Below are 19,676 nucleotides of genomic sequence, written 5' to 3'. Positions count from 1 at the left end.
ATGGTCGAATCACAGGATCGCGAACAGGTCGGGCGGCTCCTCGAAGCCGTCCGGAGCTCCGGCCGGACGGCACTCACCGCCCCCGAGGGCAAGATCGTGGCGGACGCGTACGGGATCGCGGTGCCCGGCGAGGAGCTGGCGCGGGACATCGACGAGGCGGTGGCCCATGCGGACCGGATCGGCGGACCCGTCGTACTGAAGATCGTCTCCCCGGATGTGCTGCACAAGACGGATGCCGGCGGGGTCGTCGTCGGTGTGGAGGGCGCGGCACAGGTCAGGGAGGCTTTCTGCCGCATCGTCGGGAACGTGCGGGCGTACGCGCCGGAGGCGCGGATCGACGGCGTGCAGGTGCAGCAGCTGGTACCGCCCGGGCAGGAGGTCATCATCGGGGCGGTGACGGACCCGACGTTCGGCAAGGTCGTCGCCTTCGGTCTGGGCGGTGTGCTGGTGGAGGTGCTGAAGGACATCACCTTCCGCCTCGCCCCGGTCACCCCCGACGAGGCGCAGTCGATGCTCGACTCGATCGGTGCGGCGGAGATCCTGCGCGGGGTGCGCGGCGCCCCGCCCGTCGACCGGTGGGCGCTGGCCGAGCAGATCCGGCGGGTATCTCAACTGGTCACGGACTTCCCCGAGATCGCCGAGGTCGACCTCAACCCGGTGATCGCCTCGCCGGACGGGGCCGTCGCCGCCGACATCCGGATCCTGCTGACCACGGAGGCCGTCAGGGAAAGGCGGAAGTACAGCCGCGAGGAGATCCTCGCCTCGATGCGGCGGCTGATGGAGCCGCGCTCGGTCGCGGTGATCGGCGCCTCCAACGAGGCGGGGAAGATCGGCAATTCGGTGATGCGCAATCTCATCGACGGGGGCTTCTCCGGTGAGATCCATCCGGTGAACCCACGGGCCGATGACATTCTGGGCCGCAAGGCGTACAAGAGTGTCACGGACGTTCCCGGCGAGGTGGATGTGGCGGTCTTCGCGATCCCGGCCAAGTTCGTGGCACCGGCGCTGGAGGAGGTGGGCCGCAAGGGCATCGCGAACGCGGTCCTGATCCCGTCCGGCTTCGCCGAGACCGGTGAACAGGCGCTGCAGGACGAGATCGTGGCGATCGGCGAGCGGTACGGGGTTCGGCTGCTGGGTCCGAACATCTACGGCTACTACTCGACGTGGCAGGACCTGTGCGCCACGTTCTGCACCCCGTACGACGTGAAGGGCGGGGTGGCGCTGACGTCCCAGTCCGGTGGCATCGGCATGGCGATCCTCGGCTTCGCCCGGTCGACGAAGACCGGTGTCTCGGCGATCGTCGGGCTGGGCAACAAGTCGGACCTCGACGAGGACGATCTGCTGACCTGGTTCGGCGAGGACCCGCACACCGAGTGCATCGCGATGCACCTGGAGGACCTCAAGGACGGGCGCGCGTTCGTGGAGGCGGCCCGGGCGACCGTACCGAAGAAGCCGATCGTGGTGCTCAAGGCGGGGCGGACGAGCGCGGGCGCGAAGGCCGCGGGTTCGCACACCGGTGCGCTGGCCGGCGACGACGCCGTGTACGACGACATCCTGCGCCAGGCGGGGGTGATCCGGGCACCGGGGCTGAACGACATGCTGGAGTACGCGCGGGCGCTGCCGGTGCTGCCGGCGCCGAAGGGCGACAACGTCGTCATCATCACCGGCGCGGGCGGCTCCGGTGTGCTGCTCTCCGACGCGCTCGTGGACAACGGCCTGTCGCTGATGGAGATCCCGCCGGACCTCGACTCCGCGTTCAAGGCGTTCATCCCGCCGTTCGGGGCGGCCGGCAATCCCATCGACATCACGGGTGGTGAACCGCCCTCGACGTACGAGGCGACGATCCGGCTCGGCATGGAGGACCCGCGCATCCACGCGCTGGTGCTGGGCTACTGGCACACGATCGTCACCCCGCCGATGGTCTTCGCCGAGCTGACCGCCCGGGTGGTCCAGGAGTTCCGGGACCGCGGGATCGAGAAGCCGGTCGTGGCGTCGCTGGCGGGAGACACCGAGGTCGAGGAGGCCTGCGCGTACCTCTTCGAGCGCGGCGTCGTCGCCTACCCCTATACCACCGAGAAGCCGGTCGCGGCGCTCGGTGCGAAGTACCGCTGGGCAAGGGCCGCGGGGCTGCTGACCTGACCCTTCCCAGGCACGAGGAGTTTGGACAGGGGGCGCTGGCCAGGTTCTTTCGAAGCCAAGGGGAGATTCATGAGCACAGACGGACAACCGGGCGCGTCAGCCGTCGCGTACCGGGAAGTGACGGACAGCAAGGGCCGTGTCTACCGGGTCGGCGAGTCGGACCGCAGCATTCTCGGTCACAGCCGGAAGTTCATGGTGTACCTGCCGTGGATCGCGATGATGGCCATCAGTGTGTCGGAGTACGCCTACGGATCGGCGGAGGACACCCTCTCCGAGGCCCATGGCTGGACACAGAGCAACACCTTCTGGATTCTCAGCGTCTGGGTCTTCTTCCAGGCGGGCATCGCGTTCCCCGCCGGGTGGCTGCGCGAGAAGAACATCCTCACCGCGCGCCGGGCCATGTTCATCGGCGCCGCACTCTGTCTGGTCGGCTTCCTCGCGCTCTCGCACGTCGACAACGTCTTCGGCGCCATTTGCGGCTTCGGTGTCGTCGGCGGCCTGGGGTCCGGTCTCATCTACGCCACCTGTATCAACATGGTCGGCAAGTGGTTCCCGGAGCGGCGTGGCGCGAGGACGGGGTTCGTCAACGGCGGTTTCGCCTATGGCGCGTTGCCCTTCATCTTCATCTTCAACTACGCCTTCGACACGAGCAACTACAACGAGGTGCTCGACCTCATCGGTCTCTACGTCCTGATCGTCGTGGCGGTCTGCGCCTGGTTCTTCAAGGACCCGCCGAAGAACTGGTGGCCGTCCGAGATCGACCCGCTGAACTACTCGGGCAACGCCAAGAGTGCGGCGAGCCTGGCGAAGAACCCTCCGGCATCGAAGCAGTACACGCCGAAGGAGGCCATCAGGACGGGCATGCTGCCCCTGATGTGGATCACCATCGTCCTCACGGCCGGTGTGTCCATCTTCGGGATCTCCTTCCAGGTGGACTACGCGAAGGAGGTCGGCTTCGGCCCTCTGGTCGCGGCGTCGTCCATGGGCCTCATGGCCGTCATCAACGGGGTGGGCCGCGCGGTCGTCGGCTGGCTCTCGGACATCTGGGGCCGCAAGCTGACCCTGGTGTTCGTCATCGTCGTGCTGGGCCTGGCCCAGTTCGGTGTGATCTGGGCCGGCAACATGCACAGCGAGTGGCTGTTCCTGTTCTTCGCCTTCCTCTCCGGCTTCGGCGGGGGTGCGTTCTACCCGATGTTCGCGGCCCTGACCCCGGACTACTTCGGGGAGAACTACAACGCCACCAACTACGGTCTCGTCTACAGCGGCAAGCTGATCAGCGGACTGTTCGGCGGTGGTCTCGGCTCGATGGTGGTCGACTCCTGGGGCTACAACGGCGCCTATGCGCTGGCCGGTGGCATCTCCATGGTGGCGGCGTGCATCGCGCTGATGTTGAGGCAGCCGGGCCGGCCGCGGGTGCGGGACATCGTCCCCAATCCACAGCCGGTCAGCCGGGAGGTCGTCTAGGGCGTGTGGTGAAAGTCCGGTCTGGCTCGCGACGCCTGGCACGGCACCTCGCCGCGTTGTCGGGGTCGCCCGAGTACGTCCGGTACGCGGGCGACCCTCCGCCTTGCGATGCACCGCACCGGACGCCGCGAGCCCCGCCCTCCGGGCGGACGACGCTACTTTCACAACACGCCCTAGGGGCGACAGCTCACACCTCTCATACGTCGGGCCTCCCCGCACCTGTGCGGGGAGGCCCGACGTATGAGGCACGACGGGGGCGGGCCCGCCGAGCGTGCTACTTGCGCAGTGCCGCCATGCCCTCGTAACTGATCCGCGCCTGCTTCAGCGACTGCGCGAGGTCCGTCGAGCTCGGTGCGGTGTCCTGCTCGACCATCGGGTTGCGGTAGTGGGCCTCCCCCACGCGGCTGAAGAAGGTCCGGTAGTCGATGACCCCGGTGCCGAAGGGAACCATGTCGTAGCCGTCGCCGCTGGCCGTGTTGATGACACCGTCCTTCGCGTGGAACAGCGGGTAGCGCTTGTTGTAGCGGCGGACCACGGCCGCGGGGTCGAAGACGTTCTCCCGCACCGATCCGTCGAGCGCGGTGTAGGTGTGGAACTTGTACTGGGCGACGTGCGCCCAGTAGACGTCCATCTCCAGCCAGACGGTCTTGGGGTCCGTGATCTTGAGGAAGTACTCCAGCTTGCGGATGCCCGAGCTGCGGGTGGGCCGTCCCTGTGCGTCCAGCGGACCGCCGTCGAGCAGGAAGCCGTAGGCCGCGTCGTGGTTGTGGGTGTACAGCTTGATGCCCTCGCGGTGAGCGATCCTGCCCAGCGCGTTCCACTTGTCGGCGGCCACGTCCCAGTCGGCGCGGTAGGCGCTGCCGGTGGGGTCGCCACCGGTGCCCATGTGGTCCATGCCGAGGATGTTGGCTATTTCGAGGTGCCGCTTGAACTGGTCCAGGTCGCTCTGGCTCAGCGGCCAGGACCCAGGGATGAAGCCGTGGTTGCCCTGGGCGCGCAGCCCGTAGTCGTCCAGCCACGACCGCAGCAGCTTCGCGCCCTCCACCGTCTCCAGGTTGCTGCCGCCGGGGGCGTTGGCGTGCTGGCCGTAGCCGGCGAACTCGACCTGCTTGTAGCCGTAGCGGGCCAGCTCCTTGAAGACGTCGCGGAAGCCGGAGGGAAGGGTGGTGCTGAGCGGGTCGCGTCCCGTGGCGTCGCGCACGGTGTACAGGATGATTCCCCGCTTGTTCGCCGGGACCAGCGCCTGGCCGTGGCCGTGGCCATGGTCGTGACCGTGTCCCTGGTGGGAGGCGGGCCCGGCGAGGGCCGGCGATGCGCCGAAGACGGGTGCGGCGATCGCCGCCGCCCCGACGGCCGTGCAGGTGCTGAGGAAGCGGCGGCGGTCGATGCCGAGGCTGCGGCGCAGCGCGCCGTCCGTTCCGGATGCGTCGTTGAACTCGGTCACGGTCTCTCTCTTTCTGGAAGGTGCGCACAAGGCTGTGCACAGACCGGTCTCATGCGAGGCCGGCCAGCGTGAGGAGCAGGGACTTCACTTCGGTGGCCCGGACGGGTCCGGTGAACGCGCGGGGGGTGGAGCAGAGGATGAGCGGACCTTCGTCTTCGCTCAGGGGGAGGCGGCCGTGGCTGCCTCGAATGGGTGAGGGATCGAGTGGCACGACGGCCATGCGGTAGCGCATGCCGAGCTTCTTGCGGGCGACCGCCGTGACCGCCTTGACCCGCACGTACGGGTCCTGCGGGTCCATGAAGAGCTCGACGGGGTCGTAGCCGGGTTTGCGGTGGATCTCGACGAGCTGGGCGAAGTCGGGCGCGCGGTCGTCGTCGAGCCAGTAGTAGTACGTGAACCAGGCGTCCGGCTCGGCGACGGCCACCAGCTCGCCGGAGCGGGGGTGGTCCAGGCCCTGGGCCTTCTTGCCCTCGTCGTCGAGCAGCTGCTCGATGCCCGGGAGGCCGGCCAGGGCCTCGCGGGCCGCTTCGAGGTCCTCGGGGCGGCGTACGTAGATGTGGGCGATCTGGTGGTCGGCGACGGCGAAGGCCCGGGAGGCCATCGGGTCCAGGTACTCCATGCCGTCCTGGGTGTGGACCTCCAGGAGTCCTGCCCGGCGCAGCGCGCGGTTGATGTCGACGGGCCGGTCGACACGCGTGATGCCGTACTCGGACAGGGCGACGACGGTGCGGCCCTCGCGGCGGGCGTCGTCCAGGAGCGGGGCGACGGCCCGGTCGAGGTCGGCCGCGGCCTCGAAGGCGCGCGGGTCGTCGGGGCCGTAGCGCTGGAGGTCGTAGTCGAGGTGCGGCAGGTAGCAGAGGGCGAGGTCGGGGTGGCGGGTGTCGAGGATGTGGCGGGTCGCGTCGATGATCCATTGCGAGGAGACGAGGTCGGCTCCGGGTCCCCAGAAGTGGAAGAGGGGAAAGGTGCCGAGCTTGTCCGTGAGTTCGTCGTGGAGGGCGGGCGGGCGGGTGTAGCAGTCGGGTTCCTTGCGGCCGTCGGCGTAGTAGACGGGGCGCGGGGTGACGGTGTAGTCGGTGTCGGCGCCCATGGCGTACCACCAGCAGATGTTGGCGACCGTGTAGCCGGGGTGGGCCCGGCGGGCGGCGTCCCACAGCTTGTCGCCCTCGACGAGTCCGTTGTGCTGGCGCCACAGGAGGACGTCGCCGAGTTCGCGGAAGTACCAGCCGTTGGCGACGATGCCGTGCTCGGCGGGGGCGGTGCCGGTGAGGAAGGTGGACTGGGCCGCGCAGGTGACGGCGGGCAGCACGGTGCCGAGCGGGGCGTGGGTACCCGACCGGCCCAGGGCCTTGAGGTGGGGCATGTGGTCGAGGAGGCGCGGAGTGAGCCCGACGACGTCGAGGACGAGGAGAGGGGTGGGGCTGGGCGTCGTCCCGGCGGTGGTCATGGCAGCTCCTTGAGGCCGAGGTCGACCAGGAGGTCGCGGGCGAGGGTGAGTTCGGCGGCGATGCCGTCGGCGAGCTGGGCGCGGGTACGGGGGCGCAGCTCGTCCGGGAGCGCCTGCCAGGTGTACGTCTCGACCTCCAGGTGCCGGGTGAGCGGCCGCGCCCCGCCGACCAGGCGGGTCAGCGTGGACCGGAGCACGGGCAGGGTGGAGGTGAGCGGGGGCGCCGGCGGAGCGTGCAGGGGGACGTGGAAGTGGGCGCGCCAGGGTGCGCTGTCGGGCAGGGCCTCGCCGGTGACGGCCTCGTCGAGGTCGTCGGTGCCCCGGAGTCCCGCGGCGGTGGCGATGCGGGTCTGGTGCAGGAAGCGGGGTTCGGCGAAGGCGGCGAGGGCGGTGCGCACCTCGGGGAGGTGGGGGTGCTCGGCGTGCAGGGCGGCGGAGAGCTGCGCCTTGACGGCGGGGATGCCTGCGGCGGTGAGCGCGTCGAGTGCGGTGTCCGGGTCCTCGAAGGAGGTGGCGAGGTGGCAGGTGTCGATGCAGACGCCGATGCGTGGGTGGCCCACGGCGGTGAGTGGGGCGATGGCGTCGGCGGTGGTCTCGACCGTGCATCCGGGCTCGGGTTCGAGGCCGATCCGGATGGACTTCCCCGTGAGTTCGGCGAGCGCGTCGAGGCGTTCGCCGAGGGTGGTGAGCGCGGCGAGTGCGGTGCGGGCCGCGTCGGGGTCGCCCGTGTACGGGGTGCGCCAGGCCAGCGGGAGGGTGGAGATGGTGCCCTCGGTGACGTCGTCGGGCAGGAGCGTGGCGAGGAGCCGGGCGAGGTCCGTGGTGTGGGCGAGCCGTTCGGGGTCGGTCCAGTCCGGCTTGTACACCCGGTACTTGACCTCCTCGGCGCCGAACCCCTCGTACGGGAAGCCGTTGAGGGTGACGACTTCGAGGCCGCGGAGATCGAGCTCGGCGCGCAGGGAGCGCAGCTGCGCCGGGTCGTTGATCAGGGTGCGGGCGGCGTCCCTGGCGAGCCAGAGGCCGATGCCGAGGCGGTCGCGGCCGAGCCGTCTGCGTACGGGTTCGCAGTGGTCGCGGAGCTGGGCGCGGACGCCTTCGAGGGTTTCGGCGGGGTGGACGTTGGTGCAGTACGCGAGGTGGACGACGGTGCCGTCGGGGTGGCGGAAGCGCATGGCCTCACTCCCCGCCGCGCAGGATGGAGTTGCCCTCGTGGAGGGGTTCCGGGGCGGCGGTGTCGAGGTGGAGGCGGCCGCTCTGCCCGTAGAAGGCGACGGGGTTGCGCCACAGGACCTGGTCGACGTCGTCCTCGGTGAAGCCCGCGGCGAGCATGGCGTCGCCGACCCGCCGGGTCTTCAGCGGGTCGCTCTTCCCCCAGTCCGCGGCCGAGTTGACGAGAACCTTCTCGGTGCCGTGCAGCTTGAGGACGGCGACCATGCGGTCCTCGTCCATCTTGGTGTCGGGGTAGATGGAGAAGCCGGCCCAGCAGCCGCTGTCGAGGGCGTCCTTCACTGTGGTCTCGTTGAGGTGGTCGAGCAGCACCAGTTCCGGGGCGAGAGAGGACTCGCGCACGACGTCGATGGTGCGGCGCAGACCGGCGAGCTTGTCGCGGTGCGGGGTGTGGACGAGTGCGGGCAGTGCGTGGTCGGCGGCGAGCTGGAGCTGGGCGGCCAGTGCGTGGTCCTCGGCCGGGGTCATCGAGTCGTAGCCGATCTCGCCGACGGCGACGACGGAGTCCTTGACGAGGTAGCGGGGCAGGGCGTCGAGGACGGGGGTGCAGCGCGGGTCGTTCGCCTCCTTGGGGTTGAGGGCGAGTGTGCAGTGGTGGGCGATGCCGTACTGGGCGGCGCGGAAGGGCTCCCAGCCGAGCAGGGCGTCGAAGTAGTCGAAGAAGCTGGCGGGCGAGGTGCGGGGCTGGCCCAGCCAGAAAGAGGGTTCGACGAGCGCGCGGACCCCGGCGTCGTACATCGCCTGATAGTCGTCCGTGGTGCGGGAGGTCATGTGGATGTGGGGGTCGAAGATGCGCATCAGGACTCCTCGGGTGGGGCCGTGGGGGCGACTGGAGCGGTGGCGGGTCCGGGGGCGTCCGGGCCGGGGGCCGTGAGGGCGAGCACGCGGTGCAGGCCGGCGGGGACGGGGCGGCCCGCCGCGATGCGTTCGGCCGCGAAGTCGCCGAGCATCCGGGCGAGTTCCGCGTCGCCCCGTGATCTCCGGGCCAGTTGGTCGACGGCCTCGACGGGGACCCCGGTGAACAGGCACTTGAGGACGGCGTGGCGCCAGTTGTGCGGGTCGAGATGGGTGCCGGCGTACGGGCCGACGGCCGCGGCGACCAGCGTGGTGTCGTTGGTGCGCAGGGCGTCCTCGACGAGTGGGAGCGCGGTGGCGCCGAGGTCCAGTGCGGGCAGGGCGAGCAGAACGGCGCGGCGTTCGGCGGCGGTGCCCTGTGCGTAGAGGCGGGTCAGGGCGGGCAGCCCGGCGCGGGACTCGACGATCAGCAGGGTGCGTACGGAGTCGGCGTGTCCGAGTCCGCAGTGGCGGCCGGCGGCGGCGTACCGCAGCTCCCACGGGGGCACGGCGTAGCTGTCCGCGGGTGCGGTGTCCGGGTGGGATGCCGCGTGGGCGGCCTCGGCGAGGGCCTCGTCGAACCAGGCGCGCGCGGCTCCGCCGAGCAGGCTGTCCAGTTCCTTGCGGGTCAGGAGCGGGGCCGTCGGGGTGTTCGTCATGGTGTGCTCCCTTCGGCGGTCTCGGCACTCGACGGGCGGTGCTTGTTCAGGAAGTCGATTGAGGTGCGGGCGAGTTCGGGGCCCGCGTGGGAGTGGCGGGGCAGCTCGACGACGGTGAGCCCGGCGTATCCGGTGTCACCGAGCGCGTCGAGTGCGGCGAGCACGGGCGGGAAGTCGATCTCGCCGTCGCCGAAGGGAAGGTGCTCGTGGACACCGCGGCGCATGTCCTCGATCTGGACGTGGCGCAGCCAGGGGGCGGCGTCGCGTACGCAGTCGACGGGCAGGGCGGGCTCCAGGCACTGGCAGTGGCCGATGTCGAGGGTGAGCCCGAGCGGCTCCGGGTCGCCGCTCAGCACCCTCAGGTGATGGAAGTCGGCGAGGTTGGCGAGGAGGTGTCCGGGCTCCGGCTCGATCGCGAGGGGCACCCCGGCCCGGTCCGCCGCGTCGAGGACCGGGCCCAGGGCCTCGGTGAGCCGCTGCCACGCGGTGTCCGGGGCGGTGTCGGGCGGGGTGACGCCGCTGAAGCAGTGCACGGCGTGGGCGCCGAGCCCGGCGGCGACGTCGACGGCCCGGACGAGCAGCGCGGTGCGGTCGGCGCGGGCCTCGGGGTCCGGGTCGAGCAGCGAGGGCCCGTGTTTGCGGCGCGGGTCCAGCACGTAGCGGGCCCCGGTCTCCACGGTGACGCCGAGCCCCAGATCCTGGAGCCGGGCGGCGACGCGGCGGGTGCGCGCGGCGAGGTCCGGGGCCATCGGGTCGAGGTGCATGTGGTCGAGGGTCAGGCCGACGCCGTCGTAGCCGAGGTCGGCGAGGAGGCCGAGGGCGTCGTCCAGGCGGAGGTCGGTGAGCCCGTTGGTGCCGTAGCCGAGGCGGAGTGTCATGTGGGGCTCACCTTCCGGGAGAGGGCGCGGGCGAGCGGTACGAGGCCCATGAGCGCGAGCCCCGTACCGGCGGCTCCGGCGCGTGCGGCGAGGGCCGCCTGGAGCGGGATCATCGACCGGATGCCACCGCCGACGGCGCGCTGGGTGAGCGGCGGCGACGGGTTGAGCGCGGCGTGCGCGAGGGGGCGGGCGGCGGTGCGGAGGTAGGCGCCGGTGAGCGCGGTGAGGAGGATTCGGGCGGGGGCGCCCCGTGCCGCGCCCCGGGAGGCCGGCCCCTCGCTCACCACCGCGCCGCCGATCGCGGCGGCGGCCGCGAGGGCGGCGAGCGGCGCGGTGGATGATCCGCCCCGGGTCTCGTGGCGCGAGACGGCCGTCACCGCGTAGGTGTGGGTGCTCAGCAGGGCGGCTGCGGTGAGTGCCGTGCGGGTCGCCCGGGGCGCAGGGGCAGCCCCGGTGGCCGTCGCTCCCAGGAGCAGGTCAAGCCCCCGCGCCGCCGCCATCGCGGCGGGGCCCGCGGGGGTGTGCTTCAGGCGGAGGTCGTACGCCCAGACGGTCGCCGCGAGGCCTGCGGCCACGGTGAGGGCCGGGCGCCCCGCGCGGGCGGCGAGCACCAGACCGGCCCCGGTGAGGACTCCGGCCGCCGTGAGGGCGGCCCGGGGGGTGATCCGTCCCGACGGGATCGGGCGGTGCGGCCGGTCGACGGCGTCCTCGTCGCGGTCGGCCCAGTCGTTGAGCGCCATGCCCGCCTCGTACAGGCAGAGAGAGGCACCGGCGGCCAGGGCCGTCGAGCGGCCGGGGCGCCGTCCGACGGCCGCCGCACCCGCGAGTGCGTCGCCCGGGACGGTGAACAGTGCGGAGACCCTGAGCAGTTCCGCCCAGGCGCCTGCCGTCACTTCTCCCCCCGCAGCCGCTCGGCGAAGGCCAGCAGCGCCAGGTACTGCTCGGACAGTGCGGCCGGTCCGCCGTCCGGGTCCTTGAAGTAGAAGCCGAGCTCGGGCCGCGGGCCGGTCAGGCCGATCTCGTGGGCGCGGGCGAGCAGCCGGGCCAGGTCGAGCACCAGAGGTGCGGCGAGGGCGGAGTCGCAGCCCTGCCAGGTGGTCTGGAGCACCATGCGCGCCCCGAGGAATCCGTCGAACGCGATGTGGTCCCAGGCTGTCTTCCAGTCACCGAGCGCCGGGACGTCGTCGATGTGGACCTCGCCCTCGGGAGCGGCGCCGAGGGTGTCGGCGAGGACGCGTTCCTTGCCGGCGTTCTTCGCGGCGGCGGCCGCCGGGTCGGCGAGTGCGGCCCCGTCGCCCCCGCCCAGCAGGTTGGTGCCGGACCAGGCCCGTACGGGCAGGGCGCGTTGCACGAACATCGGGGCGAGCACGGAGCGCAGCAGGGTCTGGCCCGTCTTGCCGTCGCGGCCGGCGTGGGGAAGGCCGCAGGCCGCGACGGATTCCTGGAGGGACGGGGCGCGCAGCCCCGTGGAGGGGGTGAAGTTGACGTACGGACAGCCGGCCCGGAGGGCCGCCGCGGCGTAGAGCGAGCTGGCGGGCAGCCGTTCCGCACCTTCGGCGGGTGCCGGTTCGGTGGAGGAGACGTTGACGACGACGGTCCTGGCGAGGCCGCCCCGGCGGCCGAAGTCGATGAGGTCGGCGGCGAACGCGGTGATGAGTTCCTCGTCGGTGCGGGTGTCGCCGGGAAGGGGGCCTCCGGGGCGTATCTCCGCGTCGGCGTCGGCGAGTTCGGAGCGCACGGCCGACGGGAGCCCGTGCGGCAGCACTCCCCCGGCCGCCAGCGCCTCGGCCCGTTTGGGAAGCGGACAGTCCAGGATGTCGTGGCCGCCGAAGACGAGCGAGGTCACGGGCGGCAGACCGCTGTCGGCGAACGGGGCGGTCTCGGTGACCATGCCCGCCCCGGGGTGGAGGCCCGCCGCGATCGCCGCGCACCCCGCCGTGGCGGTGGTGGCGACGGAGCCGCGTGCTCCGATGAACCAGACTCCGGTACGAATGCCGGTTGTTGACACGGGCTGCCTCCCTGGCTGGGGGTCCTGGATGGGCAGAGCTGGTGGCGCTGTACATGAGGGGGAGGCGGCGGCGGGCGGGGGGTGTGACGCCCCGCCCGCCGCCGGCCGGGTGCCGCCCTACGCCGAGGGCAGTTCCTTCAGCTGGATGTTGCGGAAGGACACCTGGTCGTCGGCCCCGTGGTTCTGGAGGCCGATGTAGCCGTCCTTGAGGCTGCGGACCGGGTCGGTGTTGGTGAAGTCGTTGATCTTCACTCCGTTCAGGAAGATCTGGAGCCGTTCACCCTGGACCTTGATCTCGTAGCTGTTCCACTGGCCCGGCGGCCTCAGCACCTGGTCGCGTGCCTTGGTGTTGGCCGCCTTGAAGGTGTAGACGGAGCCGGTGGTGCGGTCGACGGCGTCGGAGGCGTCGATCTGGACCTCGTAGCCGTTGTTCACCGCGGACCAGGGGTCGTCGGACTCGGGGAAGCCGACGAAGACGCCCGAGTTGTCGTCGCCCGAGAGCTTCCAGTCGAGCTTCAGGGAGTACGACGCCAGCTCCTTGGCCTGGTAGGTCAGCAGGCCCATGCCGCCTTCGGAGCGCAGCTCGCCGTCGACCACGTTGAATGTGCCGGGCCCGGCCTGCTTCCACCCTTCGAGCGTGGAGCCGTTGAAGAGCGGCCGGTAGCCGGTGTCGGGCTTGCAGTCGGCCTTGACCTGGCCGGCCGCGTACCGGACCCCGCCGAGCAGCAGCTTGCGGAAGTCGGCGTCGGCGTAGGACTCCTTGGTGTGACCGAGGCCGGTGTAGAAGGAGCGGCCGCCCTGGTAGGCCTGGCACCAGGTGATCGGGTGATCGCCCTTCATGGTGCCGCCGGTGTAGGTCGTCTCGTCGAGCGTGGCGAGGACCTTGACCTTGTCACGCGGGTTGGTGCGGTAGTTGTACAGCTCGTCGGTGCGCTCCCAGGCGTCGCCGAGGTGGGCGGTGGCCGGGTTCTTGTGGTCCTCGACGCGCACGGTGACGGGCTGGATCGCGGGGTGACCGGAGAAGTAGGCGCCGACGAGGCCGCCGTAGAAGGACCAGTCGTACTCCGTGTCGGCGGCGGCGTGGATGCCCATGTAGCCGCCACCGGACGCGATGTAGTTCTCGAAGGCCTTCTGCTGGTTGGTGTTCAGCACGTCACCGGTCGTCGACATGAAGACGACGGCGTCGTAGCGGGCCAGGTTGGCGGTGGTGAACTGGCCGGCCTCCTCGGTGGCGTCGACCGTGATGTTGCTGTCCTTGCCGAGCTCCTTCAGTGAGGCGATGCCCTCGGGGATCGCGTCGTGGCGGAAGCCCGCGGTCTTGGAGAAGACCAGGACCCGCTTGGCGGTCTTGTCGGGCGGGGTGTTGGAGAGCTCGAAGTCGTCGAGGTCGTAGAGCGCGCCCGCGCCGCCCTTGAACACCAGGAAGAGTTCGGTGGCCTTCTTCGGGACGCCGCGCAGCGGTACGTCGATGTCCTGGAAGGTCTCCCAGCCACCGGTCACCGGCACCGGTGCGGAGCCGAGGATCTTCCCGTCGGCCGAGCCGGACCGCACTTCGAGGAAGCCGCCCGCGCCGCCGGAGGAGATCCGGGCGGTGAGCTTGGTGGAGTCGCCGAGGATGTACGGCTTGAAGGAGATCCAGTCGTCGTTGTCGATGTCGCCGACGGTCTTGCCGCCCTCGGCATTCGCCTTGTCGTACGTCTTGATGCCGGAGGAGTCGCTGAAGTGCTCGGCCTGCCGGTGGCGCGGCTGGAGCTGTGACTGGTCGTGGCCGGTCAGTGCGGCCTGGCCGCCGCCCCCGCCGTCGGTGTACGAGGCGTCGATGACGCCGAAGATGTTGGCGTTGGGGTCGTGCCCGCCGTCCATCTCGGTCTTGATGGTGCCGGTGCAGCCGTGGGCCGAGGTGATCGGGTGGCCGTGGCTGTCGTGTCCGAGGACGAAGCGGACCTCGATCTTGGAACAGTCGATCGTGCCGTCCTCGGGATCGGTGACGCTGACCTTGAACGGGATCTCGTCACCGAAGGTGAACAGCTGTCCGTCACCGGGGAGTTCCAGGTTCACCTGGGGTGCCGTGTTGCCGACGGTCACGTGGACGCTGGCCGAGCCGGTGCGTCCGGAGGGGTCCTTCGCCGTGACGGTCGCGGTGTAGGTGCCGTTCTTCTTGTACGTGTACGCGGGGTTGGCGGCTGTGGAGGTCCCTCCGTCGCCGAAGTCCCAGGCGTACGTGAGAGCGTCGCCGTCGCCGTCGGCGGTGCCGGCCGAGGAGAACTGGACCTTCAGCGGCGCGGTGCCCGATGTCTTGTTGGAGGACGCCTCGGCGATCGGGGAGCGTCCGCCGGTGGCGTTCTCGATGCGGTAGAGCGCGGAGTGCTCGTCGCCTCCGAACCAGGAGAGGCCGTAGTCCAGGACGTACAGCGCCCCGTCGGGCCCGAAGGCCATGTCCATGATCTGGGTGCCGGACCACGGGATGTCGTTGATGGACTGCACCTTGCCGTCGGCGTCCTGCTCGATGCGCTTGATCCACTGCCGGCCGAACTCACCGGCGAAGAAGTCGCCGTCGTAGGCCTCGGGGAACTTCACGGGCGAGTCGAGGTCGGCGTCGTAGTGGTAGACCGGTCCGCCCATCGGGGACTCCGAGCCGGTGCCGAACTCCGGGACGGATGCGCCGTCGTACGGAATCCAGGCGGCCTGGGCCGGGGGAAGGTCGACGAGGCCGGTGTTGTGCGGCGAGGTGTTCTTCGGGGCCGCGCAGTCGAAGGCGGCGCCGGAGGTCTTGGTGGCGAAGTCGTAGTCGATGAACGGGTCGTTATTGCCCGTGCAGTACGGCCAGCCGAAGTTTCCGGCCTTCGTCACCCGGGCGAACTCCACCTGCCCGGCCGGCCCGCGCTTGGGGTCGGCCGCGCCGGCGTCCGGCCCGTAGTCACCGACGTAGACGATGCCGGTGGCCTTGTCGACGGAGAAGCGGAACGGGTTGCGGAAGCCCATCGCGTAGATCTCGGGGCGGGTCTTGTCCGTCCCCGGCGCGAAGAGGTTGCCGTCCGGGACGGTGTACGAGCCGTCGTCGGCGACCTTGATGCGGAGGATCTTGCCGCGCAGGTCGTTGGTGCTGCCGGCCGAGCGGCGGGCGTCGAACGCCGGGTTGCGGTCCGGGCGCTCGTCGATGGGGCTGAAGCCGTCGGAGGCGAAGGGGTTGGAGTCGTCGCCGGTCGACAGGTACAGGTTGCCGTCGGCGTCGAAGTCGATGTCGCCGCCCACGTGGCAGCACATGCCGCGGGACGTCTGGACGTCCAGGACCTTCTTCTCGCTGCCGAGGTCCAGCGTGCCGTCCTCGTTGAGAACGAAGCGGGAGAGCCGGTTGACCCCGTCGAACGGGGCGAAGTCGGCGGCGGTACCGGTCTCGGGGGCGTCGCCGGCGGGCGTGTCCAGCGGGGGTGCGTAGTAGAGGTAGATCGCCCGGTTCTCGCTGAACTTCGGGTCGACCCCGATGCCCTGGAGGCCTTCCTCGTCGTGCGAGTAGACGGGGATGACGCCGGATATCCGGGTGTTGCCCGCGCTGTCGGTGATGCGCAGCTCGCCGCTGCGCGAGGTGTGCAGCACGCTGCGGTCGGGGAGCACGGCCAGCGACATGGGCTCGCCGGTCTCGGCGGCACCCTTGGCGAGGGTGACCTGCTGGAAGTCCTCGGCGGCCGGGGCGGGCGCGGGATGGTCCTCGTGGGCGGCGGCCGTGCCCGCTGTGGCACCCAGGCTGAGGGTGGCGGCGGCGAGGAGGCCGCCGGTGAACAGAGCGAGAGATTTGCGGAGACGGAGCCTTGTTCGGGTCCTGCTGCGGGTTCTGTGCACGAGTGTCCTCCGGAGATGGCCGGTGGTACGGGCGGGTGCTGCCGAGCCGTGACGCGCGGGGACTGCCGCGCAGGTCAGCCGGGGCCTGTGCGGCTCCGGTGACGGGAGTTATGTCATGTACACGCTTTGGACGGTAGACCTGTTCGTCCGGGACGGAAAGCCCTTGTGCGGCGGTCTTGTCGAACTTTTCCCTGGACCAGGACAAAGGGGGGTGTGGGCAGGGGGGAGCGGCCCGGCGGCGTGTGCGGGTGCCGCTGGGCACGTTCGGTCCCCTCCGGCGACCGGGGAGCAGGGGTAAGGGGGCGCGGGGCAAGGGGGCGGAGCCCCGGGAGGGCCCGCGCCCCCGGGGCTCAGTCCTTGCCGCCGAACGCCGCGTCGAACGACGCGCTCGGCGGGTCGAAGTCGAACCGCTTCAGCGACGTCAGCGCCTCCGGCGCACCGGCCAGCCGGTCCATGCCCGCGTCCTCCCACTCCACGGACACCGGTCCCTCGTACCCGATGGACCGCAGCATCCGGAACACGTCCTCCCAGGGCACGTCCCCGTGCCCGGCCGAGACGAAGTCCCAGCCGCGGCGCGGATCGCCCCACGGGAGGTGCGAGCCGAGCCGGCCGTTGCGGCCGTCCAGGCGCTTGCGGGCCTCCTTGCAGTCCACGTGGTAGATCCGGTCCCGGAAGTCGTACAGGAAGCCCACCGGATCGAGGTCCTGCCACACGAAGTGGCTCGGGTCGAAGTTCAGCCCGAACGCCGGCCGGTGGTCCACCGCCTCCAGCGCGCGGTGCGTGGTCCAGTAGTCGTACGCGATCTCGCTGGGATGCACCTCATGGGCGAACCGCACCCCCTCCGCGTCGAAGACGTCGAGGATCGGGTTCCAGCGCTCCGCGAAGTCCTCGTACCCGCGCTCGATCATGTGCGGCGGGACCGGCGGGAACATCGCGACCAGGTGCCAGATCGACGAGCCGGTGAAGCCGATGACCGTGTCCACTCCGAAGGCGGCAGCCGCCCGCGCGGTGTTCCCGATCTCCTCGGCGGCCCTTCGCCGCACCCCCTCGGGCTCCCCGTCGCCCCAGATGCGGGCGGGCAGGATGCCCTGGTGGCGCTCGTCGATCGGGCTGTCGCAGACGGCCTGGCCGACGAGGTGGTTGGAGATCGCCCAGCACTTCAGCCCGTACTTGTCGAGCAGTTGGTGCCGGCTCTCCAGGTAGCCGGGGTCGGCCAGGGCCTTGTCCACTTCGAAGTGGTCGCCCCAGCAGGCCAGTTCGAGGCCGTCGTAGCCGAAGTCGCGCGCGTACCGGCAGACCTCCTCCAGGTGAAGGTCGGCCCACTGGCCGGTGAAGAGGGTGAAGGGACGGGGCATGCGCAGGACCTCCTAGGACGGTACGGGCGTGAGTACGGAGTTCTTCGCGGCGCTCTCCTCCACCGCCGCCAGCACCCGTTGCACCTGCAGCCCGTCGGCGAACGACGGCACGGGCGGGGCCCCTTCGGCGATCGTCCGCACCACGTCACGGGCCTGGTGGATGAACGTGTGCTCGTAGCCGAGCGCGTGGCCCGGCGGCCACCAGGCCTCCAGGTACGGATGCTCGGGCTCGGTGACCAGGATGCGCCGGAAGCCGGCCGTGGTGGCGGGCTCGGTGTGGTCGTGGAAGGACAGTTCGTTGAGGCGTTCCAGATCGAAGGCGAGCGAACCGAGCTCGCCGTTGATCTCCAGCCGCAGCGCGTTCTTGCGTCCGGCCGCCATCCGGGTCGCCTCGAAGGACGCCAGGGCGCCGGAGGCCAGCCGCCCGGTGAACAGCGCCGCGTCGTCCACCGTCACCGTGCCGAGCGCGCCGCCGGCAGCGACCCCGCCGAGCCCCCCCGAGGGGCCGGCGAGCAGGGGCCGTTCGCGGACGAAGGTCTCGCTCACCGCCGACACCCCCACCAGCAGCTCCCCCGCCAGGTACTGGGCCAGGTCCACGATGTGCGCGCCGAGGTCACCGAGCGCCCCGGAGCCCGCGTGCTCCTTCTTCAGCCGCCAGGTGAGCGGGGACGCGGGGTCGACCAGCCAGTCCTGGAGGTAGGTGGCCCGGACGTGCCGCAGGGTGCCCAGCCGGCCCTCGGCGATGAGCTTGCGGGCATAGGTGATCGCGGGCACCTTGCGGTAGTTGAAGCCCACCATGGCGATCTGGCCGCGGGCGGCGGCCCGCGCCGCCGCCTCGGTCATGGCCTCCGCCTCGGCGACCGTGTTGGCGAGCGGCTTCTCGCACAGCACGTGCTTGCCCGCCTCCAGAGCCGCGATGGCGATCTCCGCATGGCTGTCGCCGGGGGTGCAGATGTCGACGAGCTGGACGTCGTCCCTGGCGATCAGGGCGCGCCAGTCGGTCTCCGCCGCCGCCCAGCCGAGCCGGTCGGCGGCCGTGTCGACCGCCGACCGGTCGCGTCCGCAGATCGCGGCGAGAGCCGGCCTCATCGGCAGCTCGAAGACATGGCCCGCGGTGCGCCATCCCTGCGAGTGGGCGGCGCCCATGAACGCGTATCCGACCATGCCGACCCCGAGCGTCGGTACGCTCGCCATCGGCCGGTACGTCGGCGGCGCGGCCGCCTCCTGCTCCGTCTCTTCCCTACGGGCCATCCGGGCTTCCTCCTCATCGGTGGTTCGGTGGGTGCGGCGGGAGGGTCAGCACCCTCCCGCGGGGCGGCTCAGTTGAAGCCCGTCGGCAGGTACTGGTCGACGTTCTCCTTGGTGACCACGGCCGAGTACAGGGTGAGGTTGGTCGGGATCTCCAGCTCGGAGAGTCCGGCCACACCCTTGCCCTGGCCGAGCGCTCGGGCCAGGTCGATGGCGGACGCGGCCATCGTCGGCGGGTAGAGCACGGTGGCCTTGAGCACGCTGTTGCCCGCCTTGATGGCGTCCATCGCGGACTTGGCACCGGCACCGCCGACCATCAGGAACTCGTCCCGGCCCGCCTGCTCGATGGCGCGCAGCGCGCCCACTCCCTGGTCGTCGTCGTGGTTCCACACGGCGTCGATCTTCTTCTGCGCCTGGAGCAGCTGCGACATCTTGCTCTGGCCCGACTCCACGGTGAAGTCGGCGGCCTGACGGGCCACCAGCTCGATGTTGGAGTAGTTCTTCAGCGCGTCGGCGAAGCCCTGGCTGCGCTGTTTGGTCAGCTCCAGGCTGTCGATGCCGGCGAGCTCGACGACCTTGGCGTTGCTCTTGCCCTTGAGCTGTTCGCCGATGTACGTGCCCGCGTTGAGGCCCATGCCGTAGTTGTCACCGCCGACCCAGCAGCGGTAGGCCTGCGGGGAGGCGAAGATGCGGTCCAGGTTGACGACGGGGATGCCGGCCCGCATGGCCTCCAGGCCGACCTGGGTGAGTGCCTTGCCGTCGGCCGGGAGGATGACGAGGACGTCGACCTTCTTGTTGATGAGGGTCTTGACCTGGCCGATCTGGGCGGCGGTGTCGTTGGAGCCCTCGGTGGTCTCCAGGGTCACCTCGGAGTACTTCTTCGCCCGCGATCTGGCGTTCTCGTTGATCGCGTTGAGCCACCCGTGGTCGGCCTGCGGGCCCGCGAAGCCGATGGTGACGGGCTTGCCCGGCTTGTCGTCGGCGGCGGGGGCGTTGCTCTGCGAGGCGGTGTTCTTCTCCTTGGGCTCATTACTGGTGCAGGCGGTCAGCAGAGCGCCCGCGGAGACGGCGGCAGTCCCGAAGAGGAGTCCTCTGCGGCTGGTTTCTGGCATGGCTGTCAAACCCTTCATCCGATG

General features: G+C 70.9%; 14 protein-coding genes. 2 read left to right on the top strand and 12 right to left on the bottom strand.

Annotation, left to right across the window (positions count from 1 at the left end):
• Both ACGFZA_RS11330 and ACGFZA_RS11325 read left to right on the top strand, forming a co-directional pair.
• Window positions 1–2,139, top strand: a complete 2,139-nt coding sequence (locus ACGFZA_RS11330; protein WP_393678724.1) for an acetate--CoA ligase family protein — start codon at window positions 1–3, stop codon at window positions 2,137–2,139.
• A gap of 69 nt (window positions 2,140–2,208) precedes the next feature.
• Window positions 2,209–3,603 carry an OFA family MFS transporter gene (locus ACGFZA_RS11325; RefSeq protein ID WP_385280027.1) on the top strand — a complete coding sequence of 465 codons (1,395 nt, stop codon included), beginning with the start codon at window positions 2,209–2,211 and terminating at the stop codon, window positions 3,601–3,603.
• Between the two features lie 274 nt (window positions 3,604–3,877).
• On the opposite strand, the gene ACGFZA_RS11320 is transcribed toward ACGFZA_RS11325, so the two are convergent.
• From ACGFZA_RS11320 to ACGFZA_RS11265, 12 genes are all read right to left on the bottom strand, one after another.
• On the bottom strand, window positions 3,878–5,047 hold the full coding sequence (locus ACGFZA_RS11320; RefSeq protein WP_393678723.1) for a sugar phosphate isomerase/epimerase family protein: 1,170 nt from the start codon (window positions 5,045–5,047) through the stop codon (window positions 3,878–3,880).
• 49 nt (window positions 5,048–5,096) lie between these two features.
• Complete coding sequence (locus ACGFZA_RS11315; protein ID WP_385288997.1) at window positions 5,097–6,494, bottom strand: alkaline phosphatase family protein; 1,398 nt, start codon at window positions 6,492–6,494, stop codon at window positions 5,097–5,099.
• A complete protein-coding gene (gene eboE / locus ACGFZA_RS11310; RefSeq protein WP_393678722.1) occupies window positions 6,491–7,666 on the bottom strand; it encodes a metabolite traffic protein EboE in 1,176 nt (391 codons plus the stop codon). Before eboE ends, ACGFZA_RS11315 begins: the two co-directional genes overlap by 4 nt.
• A gap of 4 nt (window positions 7,667–7,670) precedes the next feature.
• Window positions 7,671–8,519: a TatD family hydrolase gene (locus tag ACGFZA_RS11305; protein WP_385288990.1), complete on the bottom strand. Its 849-nt coding sequence runs from the start codon at window positions 8,517–8,519 to the stop codon at window positions 7,671–7,673.
• A complete protein-coding gene (locus ACGFZA_RS11300) occupies window positions 8,519–9,214 on the bottom strand; it encodes an EboA domain-containing protein (RefSeq protein WP_393678721.1) in 696 nt (231 codons plus the stop codon). Before ACGFZA_RS11300 ends, ACGFZA_RS11305 begins: the two co-directional genes overlap by 1 nt.
• A complete protein-coding gene (locus tag ACGFZA_RS11295) occupies window positions 9,211–10,092 on the bottom strand; it encodes a sugar phosphate isomerase/epimerase family protein (RefSeq protein WP_385288984.1) in 882 nt (293 codons plus the stop codon). The genes ACGFZA_RS11300 and ACGFZA_RS11295 overlap by 4 nt, the downstream gene beginning before the upstream one ends.
• Entirely contained in the window at window positions 10,089–10,985 is an 897-nt protein-coding gene (locus ACGFZA_RS11290; protein ID WP_393678720.1) for an SCO3242 family prenyltransferase, read from the bottom strand. Before ACGFZA_RS11290 ends, ACGFZA_RS11295 begins: the two co-directional genes overlap by 4 nt.
• Entirely contained in the window at window positions 10,982–12,100 is a 1,119-nt protein-coding gene (locus tag ACGFZA_RS11285) for an inositol-3-phosphate synthase (protein ID WP_393678719.1), read from the bottom strand. Before ACGFZA_RS11285 ends, ACGFZA_RS11290 begins: the two co-directional genes overlap by 4 nt.
• A gap of 117 nt (window positions 12,101–12,217) precedes the next feature.
• A complete protein-coding gene (locus ACGFZA_RS11280; RefSeq protein ID WP_393678718.1) occupies window positions 12,218–15,937 on the bottom strand; it encodes a ThuA domain-containing protein in 3,720 nt (1,239 codons plus the stop codon).
• A 350-nt stretch (window positions 15,938–16,287) separates the two neighbouring features.
• Window positions 16,288–17,292: a sugar phosphate isomerase/epimerase family protein gene (locus ACGFZA_RS11275; protein WP_393678717.1), complete on the bottom strand. Its 1,005-nt coding sequence runs from the start codon at window positions 17,290–17,292 to the stop codon at window positions 16,288–16,290.
• Between the two features lie 12 nt (window positions 17,293–17,304).
• Complete coding sequence (locus ACGFZA_RS11270; protein ID WP_393678716.1) at window positions 17,305–18,543, bottom strand: Gfo/Idh/MocA family protein; 1,239 nt, start codon at window positions 18,541–18,543, stop codon at window positions 17,305–17,307.
• A 68-nt stretch (window positions 18,544–18,611) separates the two neighbouring features.
• A complete protein-coding gene (locus ACGFZA_RS11265; protein WP_385283395.1) occupies window positions 18,612–19,652 on the bottom strand; it encodes a substrate-binding domain-containing protein in 1,041 nt (346 codons plus the stop codon).
• Between the last annotated feature and the right edge of the window lie 24 nt (window positions 19,653–19,676).

This window comes from Streptomyces sp. NPDC048211 (assembly GCF_043202315.1).
GTDB lineage: Bacteria > Actinomycetota > Actinomycetes > Streptomycetales > Streptomycetaceae > Streptomyces.
The sequence above is the reverse complement of the archived record's forward strand: the minus strand, read 5'-3'. Positions and strand labels throughout refer to the sequence as shown.